Annotated in this window: 17 protein-coding genes; 10 read left to right on the top strand and 7 right to left on the bottom strand. The window is 33.2% G+C overall.

The annotated features are described in order from the left end of the window. The first annotated feature begins 194 nt into the window (after positions 1–194). The gene (locus tag A8B35_RS19820; RefSeq protein WP_075603795.1) at positions 195–701 is read left to right on the top strand and encodes a YkgJ family cysteine cluster protein; all 507 of its coding nucleotides are present in this window, start codon (positions 195–197) and stop codon (positions 699–701) included. Between the two features lie 64 nt (positions 702–765). Here the strand turns inward: A8B35_RS19820 and A8B35_RS19815 are convergent, their stop codons facing one another. Both A8B35_RS19815 and A8B35_RS19810 read right to left on the bottom strand, forming a co-directional pair. Then, positions 766–1,641 (bottom strand): 3-keto-disaccharide hydrolase, encoded by an 876-nt coding sequence (locus A8B35_RS19815; protein WP_083634565.1) that lies wholly within the window; start codon positions 1,639–1,641, stop codon positions 766–768. A gap of 44 nt (positions 1,642–1,685) precedes the next feature. Next, on the bottom strand, positions 1,686–2,645 hold the full coding sequence (locus A8B35_RS19810) for a ThuA domain-containing protein (RefSeq protein WP_068475335.1): 960 nt from the start codon (positions 2,643–2,645) through the stop codon (positions 1,686–1,688). A gap of 359 nt (positions 2,646–3,004) precedes the next feature. Here A8B35_RS19810 and A8B35_RS19805 point away from each other — a divergent pair, with 359 nt between their 5' ends. From A8B35_RS19805 to A8B35_RS19770, 8 genes are all read left to right on the top strand, one after another. Beyond that, on the top strand, positions 3,005–3,403 hold the full coding sequence (locus tag A8B35_RS19805; RefSeq protein ID WP_068475333.1) for a hypothetical protein: 399 nt from the start codon (positions 3,005–3,007) through the stop codon (positions 3,401–3,403). Positions 3,404–3,422: 19 nt separating this feature from the next. After that, the gene (locus tag A8B35_RS19800; protein ID WP_068475331.1) at positions 3,423–4,166 is read left to right on the top strand and encodes a polyphosphate polymerase domain-containing protein; all 744 of its coding nucleotides are present in this window, start codon (positions 3,423–3,425) and stop codon (positions 4,164–4,166) included. A 40-nt stretch (positions 4,167–4,206) separates the two neighbouring features. Continuing rightward, a complete protein-coding gene (locus tag A8B35_RS19795; protein ID WP_068475330.1) occupies positions 4,207–4,878 on the top strand; it encodes a DUF4956 domain-containing protein in 672 nt (223 codons plus the stop codon). Positions 4,879–4,880: 2 nt separating this feature from the next. Beyond that, entirely contained in the window at positions 4,881–5,549 is a 669-nt protein-coding gene (locus A8B35_RS19790; protein ID WP_068475328.1) for a DUF2490 domain-containing protein, read from the top strand. Between the two features lie 18 nt (positions 5,550–5,567). Continuing rightward, positions 5,568–6,992 carry a CotH kinase family protein gene (locus tag A8B35_RS19785; RefSeq protein ID WP_068475326.1) on the top strand — a complete coding sequence of 475 codons (1,425 nt, stop codon included), beginning with the start codon at positions 5,568–5,570 and terminating at the stop codon, positions 6,990–6,992. A gap of 125 nt (positions 6,993–7,117) precedes the next feature. Further along, on the top strand, positions 7,118–8,233 hold the full coding sequence (locus A8B35_RS19780; protein WP_068475324.1) for a sensor histidine kinase: 1,116 nt from the start codon (positions 7,118–7,120) through the stop codon (positions 8,231–8,233). Then, entirely contained in the window at positions 8,230–8,937 is a 708-nt protein-coding gene (locus tag A8B35_RS19775) for a LytR/AlgR family response regulator transcription factor (RefSeq protein WP_068475322.1), read from the top strand. Before A8B35_RS19780 ends, A8B35_RS19775 begins: the two co-directional genes overlap by 4 nt. 292 nt (positions 8,938–9,229) lie before the next feature. Beyond that, positions 9,230–9,847: a trimeric intracellular cation channel family protein gene (locus tag A8B35_RS19770; RefSeq protein WP_068475319.1), complete on the top strand. Its 618-nt coding sequence runs from the start codon at positions 9,230–9,232 to the stop codon at positions 9,845–9,847. Positions 9,848–9,924: 77 nt separating this feature from the next. Here A8B35_RS19770 and A8B35_RS23075 read toward each other — a convergent pair whose 3' ends face one another. From A8B35_RS23075 to A8B35_RS19745, 5 genes are all read right to left on the bottom strand, one after another. Further along, on the bottom strand, positions 9,925–11,478 hold the full coding sequence (locus tag A8B35_RS23075) for a Dabb family protein (protein ID WP_222844192.1): 1,554 nt from the start codon (positions 11,476–11,478) through the stop codon (positions 9,925–9,927). Between the two features lie 278 nt (positions 11,479–11,756). After that, complete coding sequence (locus tag A8B35_RS23215; protein ID WP_068475318.1) at positions 11,757–12,440, bottom strand: LytR/AlgR family response regulator transcription factor; 684 nt, start codon at positions 12,438–12,440, stop codon at positions 11,757–11,759. Further along, positions 12,430–13,464, bottom strand: a complete 1,035-nt coding sequence (locus A8B35_RS19755) for a sensor histidine kinase (protein ID WP_068475316.1) — start codon at positions 13,462–13,464, stop codon at positions 12,430–12,432. The genes A8B35_RS23215 and A8B35_RS19755 overlap by 11 nt, the downstream gene beginning before the upstream one ends. Beyond that, on the bottom strand, positions 13,461–14,126 hold the full coding sequence (locus A8B35_RS19750) for a hypothetical protein (protein WP_068475314.1): 666 nt from the start codon (positions 14,124–14,126) through the stop codon (positions 13,461–13,463). Before A8B35_RS19750 ends, A8B35_RS19755 begins: the two co-directional genes overlap by 4 nt. Before the next feature lie 351 nt (positions 14,127–14,477). Further along, positions 14,478–15,089 (bottom strand): hypothetical protein, encoded by a 612-nt coding sequence (locus tag A8B35_RS19745; protein ID WP_075603794.1) that lies wholly within the window; start codon positions 15,087–15,089, stop codon positions 14,478–14,480. A 480-nt stretch (positions 15,090–15,569) separates the two neighbouring features. Here A8B35_RS19745 and A8B35_RS19740 point away from each other — a divergent pair, with 480 nt between their 5' ends. After that, on the top strand, positions 15,570–16,817 hold the full coding sequence (locus A8B35_RS19740) for a site-specific integrase (protein ID WP_068475310.1): 1,248 nt from the start codon (positions 15,570–15,572) through the stop codon (positions 16,815–16,817). Positions 16,818–16,825 lie beyond the last annotated feature (8 nt).

Raw genomic sequence — 16,825 nt, 5'->3', positions numbered from 1 at the left:
TAAAATGATAAATAGAGCTGTTTCAAATATATTTACGAAATGGCTCTATTGCTTTTATAAGCAGCGCATACCACTCGCCACATAGATAATTATTGATATTAGTTTCTCTTTAAGGTAGAAATGACCTCCTTTTTGCTACTTTCGCAAAATAATTAGCAAGAGTGCTAATTACTATACTTGAAAAATCAGATATCATGAGTGAATCAATGCGTATATGTTTGTCTTGTGGAATCTGTTGCGATGGGACTTTAATCGGTTTTGTACAACTTCATACAGAAGAAATACCTGCAGTTAGAAAGATAATTGAAGTGGAAGAAGAAGGTCAGCAGGGCATATTTCTTCAACCTTGTAAACAATTTGGCTGTAATGGATGCAAAGTATACGCAGAACGTCCTATAGAGTGTGGCAAGTATGAGTGCGGTCTTTTAAAATCTGCTGCTAAAAAGGAATTGACTTTTGAAGAAGCCGTAGATGTAGTTGCTGCCGTGAAGCAAAAAACGGCACTTATAACAGAACATATTGCTTCCTTAGATATTAAGCTCCATTCCAAATCTTTTTACTTTCAGATGTTTGAGTTAAAGAAGCTATTTCGTAAAAATAAATCTAACATTGCTTTATCTCTCAGTCAGGAGAAATTACTTGCCGAAGTCGAAGAGCTTGATGAAATGCTTGTTAAATATTATGAAGTGAGCTTTAAGTAGTAAAAAGCCCGTACTATCACAAAGAATAAATACGGGCTACATTCTATCTATATATACATACAGATTACAATCCTGATGCCTTTAGTAACTTTTTTGGAAACTTACTGATTGGTCTAATGCAAATATCCTTGACGTAAGCTTCTGCTCCTTCTGATTGGATTTGTATTTGTCCGGCATCAAGTTTATTTCCTTTATGATCTTTGGCATCCCATAGAGCAAGAACAACTTTTCCGTTGGTTACATGTATGGCTTTATCGCCAAAAACATATAAATCTACTCTAGTCCATTCTCCATGGGGGCTTTCTGTATCAATTGATCTTTTACCTCCGGTACTTACCTCACCATTAACAGGATCCCATCGTTTATTACTATTTATTTTCACCTTTGCTTTAGTGCCAGCCAAAGTAAATAAATCGCCAAAATCACCTTCTTGAATCTGAGACTCTAAACACGATTTCCATACATCCCAAAAGGCACCATGATCACCATAACAATGGTATAACAAACCATTATCGCGTAATTTATCTAAACGTGGTGCATACTTCTTTTCGCCCCATTTAAATAACAGAGTTAAGTGATAGTTTGAGTACGATTTTTTACTAGTTAAGCCAGCATATACCAATCCTGAGATATTTAACACATACTCTCCGTCTGCATCCTTTGTTAGGGTGTAAATATCCAATGGATCACCCAAACCAATTGGTGCTTTGTTATCTCCATTCGCATCTTTTTTATAGCTCGCGGGTAAATTAGTAACTGAATTATCTGGAACACCAGTCCATACTTCCCATTTAGTTAAATCTTCATCTAACAATTGTTCCCAATCTTTTGATTTTACTTTTTTAGATGGATATTTCTTTGGTGTTTGCTTTTGAGCAAACGCACTTGTAGCCAACAATACACATGCCACAAGAAAGACAATACTTGACCTTTGTTTCATAGATTTTTATTTATTAAGGTTTTTAATACATCAATATAATAGGATTACTTCTTTAAGATAAATTTTCTGGAAGAAGACTCCTCTGCTGTTGGAAAATCATTAGGTAAGCCTTGAGTTACTTTACCGCTAGCCGCCCATTCAGTACCTCGTAAAAAAGATACAATAAAACCAACACCCTCAAATGAATAATCATCGTGCCCCAACGTAGTATGAAATACACGACCTTCTCCATAATCTAAAACCATTAATATTGGTTCGTGCCTATTTGTTGGTGGGTTCGGATTTTGATCTTTTCCTGTAGCCAATATTGTCATATTTTCAGCAGGCCCTCTTAACTTAGCATAGCACTCGTCTTTTGCAGTGAGCCAAACCGTTGGCATTCCTTTGGTAATAGGATGATTTGAATTCCGAACAGTTATCGGGAAATGACCTTGTGGTCCGTGTGCTCCACAACCTCCTGGCGATGTGTCTCTAATCAACTCACCCTCATTATTATAATACACATAAGGTCCATCCTTTTCGTTGCGACCACCCCATCCTCCTAAACCAATCATTTGGTTGTATTCTTTCCACTCAGGAAAACTATTATCAGCAGCATGCACCGAAACAAATCCTCCTCCATTGCTCAAGTAATCCTCCAAGGCTTTTTGTGTAGCTTCGGGCCACGGAGCTGCCTTCCAACCAAAGTTAGATACCACTACATCGTATTTCTTAAAGTTGGGTATAAAATTAGGGTCTGATTTAGGATCTTTCAGATTTTCTGTTGCTCCGGCTTTAGCCAAAGCTAAATATTGTTTTTCTCTATCGCCTTTCCAAGTATATTTACTACGATACACATCAACTTTAAATAATCCTGATTCCTCAAGATATTGTTTCATCATGATAGTTGATTTTGGCCAAACAGCATGATTATTTTGTCCATCAATTATCAATACCTTAAGTTTTGCATTTACACTTAATATTAGTGCAAATAAGCAGCATGCTGAGATAAGAATTTTCTTCATTGAATTATATTTTAATTAGCTAGGCTTCTTATTTAAATCGAACTCATGTTAGTACAACAATAATAGCTCAATTTACTGAAGATGTGGCGCAAATAAATATGATTAAGAAGGGGGTGAATTACACAATTCGTAGTAAATCTTCTAAAAACACTCTGACCAACAAAAAAAATAGTAGAGTAATAATAATACTTTGTAGATAAAATCAGCTCGTTGATAGATTACATTTCACAATCACAGGCGCTTCTAATACATTTACCTTAAACAACGATAGTTAGGGTTAGGATGGTTGAATAGTCCTACAGCTCATAAATAACAATTGAGCTGTAGGCTATTCTTAACAACATTAAAAAACAAAGAGTATGAAAAAGGTAAATGTAAAAGCGAGAATATTAATTGCATTAGTTGCATTATTAATAGGGAATGTAGTAACAGCACAACCACAGGGTCGCGAACAACAAGGTCCACCACCAATTCCTACAGAGGAACAAGTAAATAAGATGGTTGATGAAATGTCAAAAGAGCTTTCTTTAAACGAAGAACAAAATGAAGCTATTAATCAAATTTACAATGAACATTTCAAGCTTGTGGCTGAAAAACAGGAAGCTGGAAGACCTGACAGAAGTGAAATGGAAGCGCTTAAAAACTCACTTGAAACTGACGTAAAAGCTTTATTAACTGAAACTCAAAAAGAAGAATATACCGCTTACCTAAAAAAACAAAAGGAACAAAGACAAGGTAAAAAAAGAGCACGTAGATAAAAACATTAAATCCTAAGCTATGAATCTAGATTTAATTGACACCATATATCTAAAAGATATTGATAAGGTAAAGCTCATGAATAGAGTAGATACAAAGTATTGGTTTCATACCAATGCTTTACCTAAAATTCTGGATTGGGCACGTGAATTCTATTATGTACTCGAAATCAACGAGAAGAAGGTGCTCTCCTACTCTACCACTTATTACGATACTGCTTTAAACAGCATGTATATAGCGCACCATAATGGTAAGTTGAATCGATTTAAAATAAGACACCGAACTTACTTGGAGAGTGGCATTTCTTTTCTTGAAATTAAGAAAAAAAGTAACAAAGGACGTACGGTAAAAAGTCGCATTCCGTCTTCTGCAGATGTTGAAAACTTCACAAATGAAGAGGCCCTATTTTTAGATGAAAATTGCCCATTTACAAGCGATGAATTGAGCCCAAGTATCCAAAACAGATTCAGCCGCATCACTTTGGTAAGTAAAAACCTAGATGAAAGATGTACCATAGATATGGATTTGCATTTTTATACCGACAAACAAGTATTAGAACTTGATAAGCTCGCCATTATTGAAATAAAAACAGATGGCTTACCAAGTTCTTCGCCTCTTAGAGAGTATTTGCTAAAAATGGGTATTAAAAAATCGGGTTTTAGTAAATATTGCATTGGCAGAGCAATGAGTAGTTCTAATATTAAAAACAATTCGTTTAAACACACCATTAGAAAGGTTAACAAAACATTGTGTACACCAGCCTAGTTAAGCCTAAACAATAACAACACACTAATTTATTAAATACATGATACAACAATTATTAGCAGGGGTTTCTGCACCTGAATGGGAAGATAGCATCCGCTTATTAGGTATAAAACTTATTAATGTTAGCGATTTTACCGAGCTATTACTCAGATTAATTATCAATACCGCACTACTCTTTATTATTGTACATTTTATGTACGCCAAAAACAGCCGAAGAAAAGATTTTTACTTCAGTTTTATTGTAATAGGTGTAATTGTATTTCTGCTCTGTTTTTTACTTAGTAGTGTAAAGTTAGAGCTTGGTTTCGCCTTAGGTTTATTCGCAATTTTTGGGATACTGCGATACAGAACAGACGCCATCCCCATAAAGGAAATGACTTATCTGTTTATCGTAATTGGTGTATCGGTTATTAATGCACTATCTAATAAAAAAGTAAGTTATTCTGAGCTTGTATTAACCAACTTGGCCATTGTTTATGGCTTATGGTTCCTCGAAAAAAGATTGGCTATAAAACAAGAAGCATCTGTACAACTCATCTATGAACACATTGATAAGATACATCGCTTAAAGCACGATGAGCTAGTTGAGGATATGAAAGCCAGAACTGGTATTGAAATAACCCGTTTCGAGATTAATAAAATTGATTTCCTCAGAGATGTGGCTGATATAACCCTTTACTATAATGTTAATACACCTAGTAAATCTATTTAAACATGCACAAAAACAATAATCTATACAAAAACATCATTCGTGTTTATTTGCTTTTTATCCTTATTACTACGGGGCTATCACAGGCAAATGCACAAGAGGTAGAAAATACTTTTCAAACCCGTACTGAATTTAAAATGAGTTATAAACTAACTGATAAATGGAAATTACTGGCCATTCCAGAATTAAGATTCGACGATTCGTATTCCATTGACAAGTACATACTTGAACTTAAAACAGTTTATACTCCTATTAAAAGATTATCGCTTGGTGCAAGTTATCGCTTTATAGCTAACCAGCGCACTACAAAAGACACCGAATATTTACAACGCTATGCGTTTGATGCCTCATACAAATATAAAATTAACCGCTGGACTCCTAAGGTGAGGTTACGTTATACCAACTATTCTGAAGATAATGCACAAGGCGAGTTTATACGATATAAGGCTAGTATAGATTACAATATCAAAAAATCAAAATTCACCCCTTTTGCAGGAGCTGAAATATTTCATGAAATAAGTGAAAACCATCTTTATAAGGTAAGATATTCTTTAGGATCGGAATATAAAATAAATAAAAAAAATGCCATTAGCCTCGCTTATAAACTAGATTACTACCAACAGAAATTAGAGAACAAACATATTATGTATGTTGGATATAAGCTAAAATTCTAAAATCTAAAAAATAACGATATGATTAAATACAAGTTTTTTATTCTACTAATAATCGGAGTAATTCTGATGGGATGTAGAGACGAAGATGCGCTGAATGAAAATAATGATGATGACACTGAAGAATCTGTTACTAATCCTGCTGATAATCCTGATTACAGCGATTGGACAGTAGAAACACATAGCAATAGTGCTGCATTAAACTATGATGTTGTTTTTGCTCAAGATACCGTAAAACGTTTTGATATAATCATTAGTAGCAGTAATTGGTCTACTATGCAAAGCGACTTAGCTGCTAACCTTGGTAGCACAAGTGGTCCTGGTGGTGGCGGTCCTGGTGGCGGAGGCAACAACTTGGCAACATCTGATTATGATCCGGTTTGGGTACCTTGTTCTTTTAAATATAACAATACTGAATGGTACCATGTAGGGGTTCGTTTTAAAGGAAACTCTAGCTTACAATCAGCTTACCAATCGGGCAATGGAAAATTATCGTTTAAACTTGATTTTGATGAATTTGAAGATGATTATCCAACCATAAAGAATCAACGTTTTTATGGCTTTAAAAAACTCCACATAAATAACAATTATAATGATGCTTCGCTGATGCGCGATAAAGTTGCTGCTGATTTATTTCGTAAGTTCGGATTAATAGCTGCACAAACAAGCTTTTGCGAACTGTATGTTGATAATGGCTCGGGTCCTGAATATTACGGATTATATACCATTATTGAAGAAGTTAGCAACACAGTAATCGCCACACAAACGGGTGATGATAGTGGCAATTTATATAAGCCCGATGGCACTGCTGCCAGCTTTGCAAATGGCACATACAATGATGATGAAATGGTTAAAAAGAACAATGAAGACCTTAACGATTATTCAGATGTAAAAGCTTTATATGATGTAATAAATAGCAGCGATAGAACTTCAAATACAGAAACTTGGAAAACAAACCTCGAGAATGTATTAGACGTTGATGTTTTCTTAAAGTGGCTTGCTGCCAACACTGTAATACAAAACTGGGATACTTATGGCAGAATGACTCATAACTTTTATTTATACAATAATCACAACACAAACCTATTAAATTGGATACCTTGGGACAATAATGAAGCCTTACAATATGGTAAAAATGGTGGTGCACTAAGTTTTTCTATGAGCGAAGTTGGTAGTTCTTGGCCCTTAATATCGTACCTAATTGCAATACCTGAATACAATACTATTTATGAAAATTATTTAAACGAGTTTATAAATACCGTATTTATTCCTTCAGAGCTAAGTAGCATTTACGATAGTTATTACAACTTACTGAAAGAATTCGCTTATAACGAACGCTCTGGCTATACATATATTGGCTCTGATTCAAATTTCGATGCTGCGGTAGACGAACTAAAAGCACATGTAACAGAACGTAACAATGCCGTAATTAACTATTTACAATAATAACACACATATAGTTATCATGTAGTTTATCTGTTTGTAGTTAGTAGAGAGTTATTTAATATTCTCTACTGACTTCAAACTAAAAAATCACCAACTATTCTAAATCATAACCTATATTTGCAAACATGAGAAAGTTAAAAAACACATCTCTTATATATACTGAGTTAATAGTACTAGCCTTTATTTGGTTAATTATACTCGCTGGACCTGTTATATTTACAGCTGATGACCAAACTATTAGTTGGGATCACTTATTGCATAGTTGGCTTAAATTATTGCCTTTTTTAGTTTTAACCCTATTCAACCATTTTATACTTGTTCCCTATTTATTTTTCAGGACTAACAAGTGGTGGTACTTTATAGGAGCCCTATTAACCTCTGTAGTTTTTGTTTTGGTAAGTAACCAAATTGCTAAATTTCCTCCTGAAGGGGAACCCCAAAGTATTAGCGTACCAAGGCCACGACACAATGTACCTCCGCATATGCGTGATAATATGCAACGTCCACCACACCCTCGTAATGAAAACCCCAATAGACGACCAAATCCTTTACCTCCGCAAACAAACGCATTTTTATTGGCCATCTTAATTCTAGGTTTTGATACAGGATTACGAACTGTTTTTAGATGGATTAAACTTGAGAAAGAGCGAGATAAAATAGAAAAAGAAAGCGTACAAAACGAACTAGCATTTCTACGCAATCAAGTTAGTCCGCATTTCTTTATGAATATGCTTAATAATATCCATTCGTTAATTGATATTGATACCGAAGAGGCTAAAGGTTCTGTAATTCGCTTATCTCACTTAATGCGACATCTTTTATACGATTCTGAGGCAGATAATATTCCATTATCAAAAGAAATTGGATTTATTACCAATTATGTTGATTTAATGCGTCTTAGGTATTCATCTAAGGTTGAAATAAAAATGTCCTTACCACAAGATGTTCCCGACACTAATATTCCACCTTTATTATTTACATCCTATTTAGAGAATGCATTTAAGCATGGCGTAAGTTACCGCGAGGCTTCCTTTATTCATATTGATATTACAATTGAAGGTAAAGTACTCTGCTTTAATATTAAGAATTCAAACCATAAAAAGAGCAGCCAAACTGAAGAGTCAGGCATTGGGGTTGAGAACTCCCGTAAACGACTTGATTTACTATATAAAAATAAATACACTTTAACCACCGAAGACACTCCTAATTATTACTGCATAAACTTAAAATTACCCCTATGATAAAATGTATTGCTATAGATGATGAACCATTAGCTCTTAAACAAATGCTTGCCTACATAAATAAAACAGGGTTTCTTAGTTTAGTTGCTGATTTTGATAGTGCCATAGAAGCCTTACCTTTTTTACAAAATAATGAGGTAGACCTAATGTTTGTTGACATTAATATGCCGGATATTAATGGAATGGAATTCGTAAAATCTTTAAATAATCCACCTAAAGTAATATTCACCACTGCCTACAGCGAATACGCTTTTGATGGCTTTAAGGTAAATGCAGTTGATTATTTATTAAAACCCATAGCGTACTCCGAATTTTTAAAGGCTGCATCAAAGGCACAAGAACTGTACTTTAAACCACAAGAAGAAACTATAGAGCACAACGACGAATACTTATTTATTAAATCAGAATATAAATTGGTACGCATCAACTATCGAGATATTAAATATATTGAAGGCATGCGCGAGTATGTTCGTATATTTTTAGATAATGATACGCCACTAATGGCACTTATGAGTATAAAAAAGTTGGTTGAGCATTTACCTTCTAAAGATTTTATGCGAGTGCATCGTTCCTTTATTGTAAACCTAAACAAAGTAAATATGGTAGAGCGAATGCGCATTGTATTCGACAAAACTTACATACCGGTTAGCGAACAATACAAAGCCGAATTTCAATCTTTTTTAGATGACAAGTTTTTAAAGTAAGAATAACGAAGAGGTGTTTTAATCTTGTGCTCCTTTTTATAAATCATTATCCTACTTTAGATTCTCTAGTTTTTTCTTTGTATGATATTTTGCAGATGAGTAAAGAAAATCTATCAACAATCTAAAAACAGAATATTCATTATATCATACCAATGAATACTCCGTTCTATTTACCTACAAATCAATCCATCCTATTACTTTTTAAGCACTTACTTATTTATTTTCATATTTCTTAAAATAATGGTTGAATTTCCATCTCAATTACTATTTTTGCGCGGAAATAACGGAAGTAATGGATTTCTTAACTTTGGCGGATTACGCAGGAACATGTGCCTTTGCAATTAGTGGCACTTTATCAGCTTCGGAAAAAAGACTGGATTTATTTGGAGCTGCCTTTATTGGCTTTGTAACTGCCATAGGTGGCGGTACAACACGTGATGTACTTTTGGGTAATACGCCAGTTACTTGGATACAGGGCAATACTTATTTTATTTTGATACTAAGTGCCATCCTCTTTACCTTTGTTTTTCATCGCTATATTATTAAGCTAAAAAATACTCTCTTCCTTTTTGATACTTTAGGAATTGGAGCCTTTACAATAATTGGCTTGGAAAAAGGACTTGAATTTGGTTTAACGGAACCTGTTGCTATTATAATGGGACTTTCCTCTGCGGTAGTGGGTGGAGTAATTAGAGATACACTTTGTAACGATGTACCCATCATATTTCATAAAGAAATTTATGCAACAGCCTGTATTGCCGGATCGATAGTATATTTAATATTAGCGAAATTAAATGTGAATTTAATAGTAACAGAATCTATTACAATTTCTACTATTATTATAGTTCGCTTACTGGCTATAAAGTTTAATTTAAGCTTGCCCACTGTTACTACAGCACAAAAAGATTAATGGTTTATATTAGAGTAGTGCGAGATTTAACGCACTACTTTTTGAATAACTTGATAATTACAATTTCGTTGTCCTGATTATTCCTCAGTCCAATAATCCATAACGAAAACATCATCTAATAATGGCACTATTTTTTTGCCTGCTGCTAAATGTGCTTTATGGAACACATAAATTTCTCTGCCATGCACATCGTTAAAAGTAATTGTAAAACAATAATCAAAACCTTTGCTAAGCCCTTCGGTACTATTATTTATACCCCACTCTAGTTTGCTGATTTCAGGAATTTTATTTTTAAGATTTACAAAACTTTCCAGTGCTTCATCAATCTCTTCCTGATTGGCATCCGCCTTGAATTTGAATCCAACTACATGCTTTAATACTTTACTTGAATTACTTGGATCTTCTATACCAACTTTGTAAGCCGCTATTTTTCTTACTCCAAATTCGAAAGAACCTGCTATGAGGAAGTACGCATCGTCAATTTTTAGCGCGTGCAAACCATAATAAATAGGAAAGCCTGCTTCTAAATAATTAATGGGACTAAGTATGCCTTGCTCATTTAACTTACACAACTGAATACTGGCATCATCTCTGGTACCAACAGCAATTATAGCCTCTTTATTGTTTACCGAAATAACTTCAATTCTTGTTTGGCCTTGTAGTTTTGTGTTTTCATCGTCAATCAACACGGAGTGTGGAACAAGTTCGCCCTTCTTATTCACTTTAAATACAGAAACCGCATCGCCATGATATACAAAATCCGTGTTTTTAATAAAACCACTTCGTTTATAGTATTTATGATGCCTATGCCCTACAATAACATAGTAGTTGCTACCTATCTGCGCTCCTGTAACCGGATATGTTCCGGTTAAATACCTGTCGCTTGTATTATCGCTTATATTATTAATGTTCTTGAACTTACCATTTTCATACACTCTAAAACTACTGATGCCATTATCTTGAAATCCTCCGGTATATAAAAAGGTCTTTCCTCCTATTTTATGAACAAACATACCAATGATGCCATCCGTATGTATCTTGTCATCATCCTTCATGGATTGCACATGAGAGAGCTTACCATCCTCATGAATTTTAAAACAACTGAGACCCGGTGTTTTTTCTAAACCTCCTGCAAAAAGATAAGAAGCATTTTTCATGTGCACCACCTGCAATGTAATACCAATTCCAATATGTATTTCCTCGGTATCGTGTATCATAAATACCTGCTCCAAGGCTCCATCTTCTAATATTTTGTATACTTCTATGGCATCGCCGTGCTTATTAGCCACAAATAAAAAGTCGTTTCCATTAATGTTGTCAGCCACCATACCCCTTGCCGGCCCTTTCTTTTTGTATTGCTCCTGACTTTCAACATGACTTAATTTTCCTTGGGCGTTTAAACTAAAAACATCAATATCTCCAAAGCCTCCGGCATATATATAATGCTTGCCATTTTTTTCATAACTGGTTACTGAAACGGTATTTTCACCCGAAACGTCTTTAAAATCTGTTCGATAAAGGCTTAAGCTATCTGAAACTTGTGCTGTACCAATCTTGCACAGAAGCAAAGAGATTAAAAAGACATATTTTTTCATACCGTTCATGTTTTCTTGTATTTGTTTTGCAAACATTATCATAAAATTAGATTCCTTTATGAGTTATCACATCACTCTGTTTTGTATAAGCAGCACAACTTTGCATACAAAAACTACTCTATGTTCCGTATACTGAATTTTAATGGCTATTTACGCATCAGTGAGGATACCTAACTCGGGTATGATAACAGCAGAACTTCTGCTATGTTCAGCAAAATATATTTTTCTAGAAATAAAATTGGTGCCCCTATCCCTAGAAGGCTTGAGAGATGGTATGGTATGGTTTGGCATTATAGGGTTAGGACTGAGCTTTATTAAATTTCAATTTTATCCATTAAGCCTTTTCGAAATGCTTTCCCAATTGGTAAGGTATTTCCTTTTACAATAATCTGATTACCGTCTATATATTCGAAATTATTAATTGATATAGCAAATGAACGATGGATACGAATAAAGGAAGGGTAAGAAATTTGCTCTAATAAATCCTGAAATGTACTATGAACTGTTATCGTTTGTTCTCTAAAAACAACTTTTACATAGTCTCCAATTGCTTCTATAAAATCAATATCTAGAATAGGGATTCTATATAATTTCTTTTCTGACTTCAATAATATAGTTCTATTTTCAACAGGTGTTTCTTTTTCTGCAATATCCAAGTATTTATTTACAGCTTTCAAAAACCTTTCAAACGGAAAGGGTTTCAAAAGATAATCAACGGCATCAAGCTCAAATCCATCAATTGCATATTCTGCATAGGCTGTGGAAAATATCACTTTAGGAGGAATTGTTAGTGACTTAAGCAATTGTATCCCTGTAACCTTGGGCATATTTATATCCAGAAACATTAAATGAATACTCTCATTTTTCAATACTTCATTTGCTTCTATTGCATTTTTACATTCTGCTACCAAATTCAGAATATCTGTATCAGCTATGTATCTTTTTAATAAGTCTCTTGATGCGGGTTCGTCATCAACTATTATACAATTAACCTTCATGCTCAATCTCTAAATAAACTATAAACTTATTGCTCTTCTCCTCAAATATTAACTTATGTTTATCGGGGTATTCAAGAGCTAACCTCTTTCTTATATTTTTAAGGCCTACACCAGTTGGCTTTTGTGTATTGTGTTCTATTTCTGATTTATTATTTTCTATTTTAAAGATTATCTTTTTGTTATTAGAACACAAATAAATATTTATAAAACCATCCTCAATATCGTTTTTTATACCATGCTTGAAACTATTTTCTAACAGAGTTAAAAATATTAATGGGGAAACCTTCGCATCATATTCTATCTCGTTTGTTAAGTTTATAGTAACATCGTCTTCAATCCTAAATTTCTGTAAATCGATATAATTTTTTAGCAGCGAAAGCTCAGAACTAAGCGGAACATTTTTCTTTGTTGAATCGTATATTACATACCTGAGAATATCTGACAGCTTTAATACAACTTCCGATGTTGCTTTATCATTATTCAATGTTAGAGAATATATAACATTCAGACTATTGAATAAAAAATGTGGATTCAGCTGAGATTTCAAATTTTGTAATTCACTATCTATCTTTTCTTTTTTTGTTTCAGTAACTAATTGGTTTATACGTTGTAATTCGAACCACGATTTAGATAATTTAATTGCTGAAGTTACAGTTAAGTACAATAAAGTTATTATACCAATTTCGATATAGTTAAACTGAGATACAAAATAGTAATCAGGCAATATATGGTCGACTAAAACATTAAATGTATATAGGTTTAATATAGTTGTAATAACAATGTTTAATATAGAAAAAATAGAATAGCTAAGATACCTGCCTTTATTAACGAGTTTTTTTATTCCTCGAAAATTTGAATAAACGCATATGATAATTGAACAATGAAATAATATAGAATATATAAGATCTAGTTCATCCACAGTTTCAGACAAACGAAAGATAAATGCAAATACTAGAATTGAAACAGACCAAAACAGGGCATGAAACAATGCCCTATTCAGTTTTATGTTATATCTATTTTTCATTTGTGTGGTTTTAATACAAATTGAGAGTCATAATCAAAAGCATTTTTATCATCTGCATACTTTACAACAAACTTCTGCAATTCTTTTGGTTGAGCGGTTAATAAAATATTTGAACTATTCTTTTCATGTTTTATACGAATTTTCTTTTCTTCTAATTTTTGCGCAAACCAATCAGAATCAAACCAGTTAATGATTAAACTATCCTGCATAATATCAACTTTTGCAAAAGTATGAACGCCAATTAAATGAAAACCAAGAATATTATTATCAGATTCCCATTGCTCAGGGTAGAAATCAATAAATGTTTTACCAGCTAAATTGATTAAATGTAATTGAAATTCAGACCTCTTTTCAGGAGTGGATTTTCGGGATAGATATAAAGAATATGCATATTCATTTATCACTTTTTTCTCGCCTCTGTCAAACGGTGTATTAAGCTTTTTAATCCAACGCTCTTTATTAAAAGCTATTTCCCATACTAAAGTATCGTTGTTTTCATCATTTGGGAATGACTCTTCTATAGTTTCCCATTTTCCGAGAATCGCATCATTTTTAATCAATACATCTTCTGTGTATATTGGATAAAATGACAAAACGGTGCAGCTTGAAATAATTGTGATTAATACAAGTGTTGCAAAAAAAATGTTTCTTTTCGTATTCATAATTTTCAAATTTAAGGTTTTACAAAATCATGAAACAAATAAAATGTAATCGATACACTTAATAAATCTTTTTCGTTGAACGTACATGATTTATCGCCAGATAGATTATTCTACTATTGCAGATACTAGGCTACGTTAACTCACTCTTTATTGTTGCTCTGCCCCTACTTATTTATATTCTTACGCACTCCCCATAATGTAAAGAAACGCCGTATAGGCTTGAGAAGAAAGCTCTGGTAAAGCTTTATGCGAAAAAGACATACGAAGCTACCCGTGCGTAAGGCGTTGTGAGAGGGTCTACGCTAGGCTAAGTGCCTAGGGGCGCCGCTCTACTCGATTATAGCCAGTTTTTTATTCTTCTATTACTTTCCACTTGTCGTTTTCTATTTTAATCAGGTATGGTCGATGAAAACCACCTCCTGTTCCATTTGGCCAGCCATATTTATAATCAATAACGACTAATCCATATGTATAGTCTTCATTAAAACAGACACGTGAGAAACCTAAAATCAAATATTCTTCATACTGTCCAACTTCCTTTTTTCTATCCACAAATTGTTGATATGGTTCGTTGAAAGTCACATTCTTTTTCTCGTATTCTTTATATCCTAATTTTCCAAATCTCTCAGAATTAGTTATTGAATTAAAGATGCTGTCAAACTTTGGAGTTTCATATAGTTTATCAAACATCCATTGGTTATCTTCTTTCACTTGTGAAATTGGAATTAGAGCATCAGACAAAAAGACTTTATATTCATCTTGGTCTTCACTTGTCTCAAAATCTATTTGGATTTCATCATTATCAGTTGATGGAGGTGGCGGCTTTAGCCATTTTCGTCTATGTTTAATTTTAATGTAGTCATTTGATATATCCTGAATAGCAGCGACCTCAATTTTGAGATATCTATTATCTGTACAACCGAACAATATTAATGTTAGAAGTAAAAGGTAAGTGATTCTCATTGTAATTTTGCACATTTTTAAGTCCATAAATATTAACGAACCTTAATCAATTTAATAAGCATTCATTATCTGTTTCTAATGCACTGCGGTTCTTTAAATTGGTTATAAAGGCTGTAGGCTGATTTAAAAAAGCTAAACCTACAAAATCCCTCCAAGCCGAAGCTTTTGTTTAGGCTATAAAATTATTCTTTTAACTAGCCGAAACAAAAGTTTCGGCGATTTTATTAAACGAACTTAACTCCCAAATCTATACTCACAGCCTATGAACTTTATTCATTATACTATATATTCTATTTATTACCATATAGTGCTATTTAGCTCTATTACAGTATTTTGTAATTTTATTTTGTTTGATATAGTACCATATAATACTATATTTGGATAGTATTTGTATGATAGAATGTATATATAAAGTATACGATCGTAATTCCTTAAGATTTCAAGATCATACAATATAGTAATAAATAAAAAACATATTGTATGGGAAATAAAGTAAGTACATCAATAGTTCTTTACAAGAGCCAAACGAAAAAAAATGGTAAACATCCGGCAAAGCTAAGAGTTACGTATAACCGCAAGCAAATGTATTATAGCATTGATACGAAAGATCGTATTTATGAGTTTACTCCTAGCGATTTTGAGAAAGTACGCACTCCTAAACCAAGAGGTTTAAATAAAGATATTCAATTAGAATTCTCTATGATAGAAACTAAAGCTCAAAAGATAATTGGATCTATGAATGATTTCTCATTTAAGCAATTCAAATCCAAATTTGGTATTGCTGGTGGTGATCTCAGCAACATACTATTCTTCTTTAAAAGAAGAATTAAAGAATTTGAAGATAATGGACAAGTGTGCAGTAGAGCTCAATATATGACAGCACAAAGAACATTACAAAAATATTTTAATACCACTACCCGACTTGATTTTAGAGAGATAACAGTTAATGAATTAGAAAAATATGAACGATGGATGCTCGACAGAAATTTGTCGATGTCATCAGTTCATAATTACATGGTTCCTGTTCGTTCCATATTTAAAATAGCACATAACGATGGGACTATTCCCAGAGATCTCTACCCTTTTGGTATGAAAGGATATAAAATCCCTCAAGGTCAAAATATTAAGAAAGCTCTCAAGATAAATGAGATTGAAAAGATATATAATTTTGAATGTGAATATCTATCAGATCAAGATAAAGCAAGAGATTTATGGCTGTTTAGTTACTTGTTAAATGGAGCTAATATTAATGATATTGCTAGACTCAAATTCAGAAACATTAATAAAGATTTCATCACCTTTATTAGACATAAAACACTAAAGACTAGTAAAAATGCTAAACCAATTAGTGTACCATATACTGAAGAATTACGTAGACTAATTGAAAAATGGGCCAATACAGATCGCTCTCCGAGCAATTACATCTTCGATATTTTAAAAGATGACCTATCTCCATATCAAACTAGGTGTGCTTTAAATAATTGCATCAAACGCATCAACCGACATATCAAGAATATTGCAAACGAAATTGGTATTGAAAAACATATCACCACTTATACTGCAAGGCATAGTTTCTCAACGGTTTTAAAGCGATCTGGTATTTCTACCGAGTTTATTGGTGAAAGTCTTGGTCATAATGACTTAAAAACTACTGAGCTATATTTAGATAGCTTTGAAGATGACATGAAAAAAGATGTAGCTAAATACTTAACAGCATTTCGTGATTAGTTATTATC

This window comes from Saccharicrinis aurantiacus, assembly GCF_001660705.2.
Classification (GTDB): Bacteria; Bacteroidota; Bacteroidia; order Bacteroidales; family Marinilabiliaceae; genus Saccharicrinis; species Saccharicrinis aurantiacus.
This window is presented reverse-complemented; position numbering and strand designations above follow the sequence as displayed.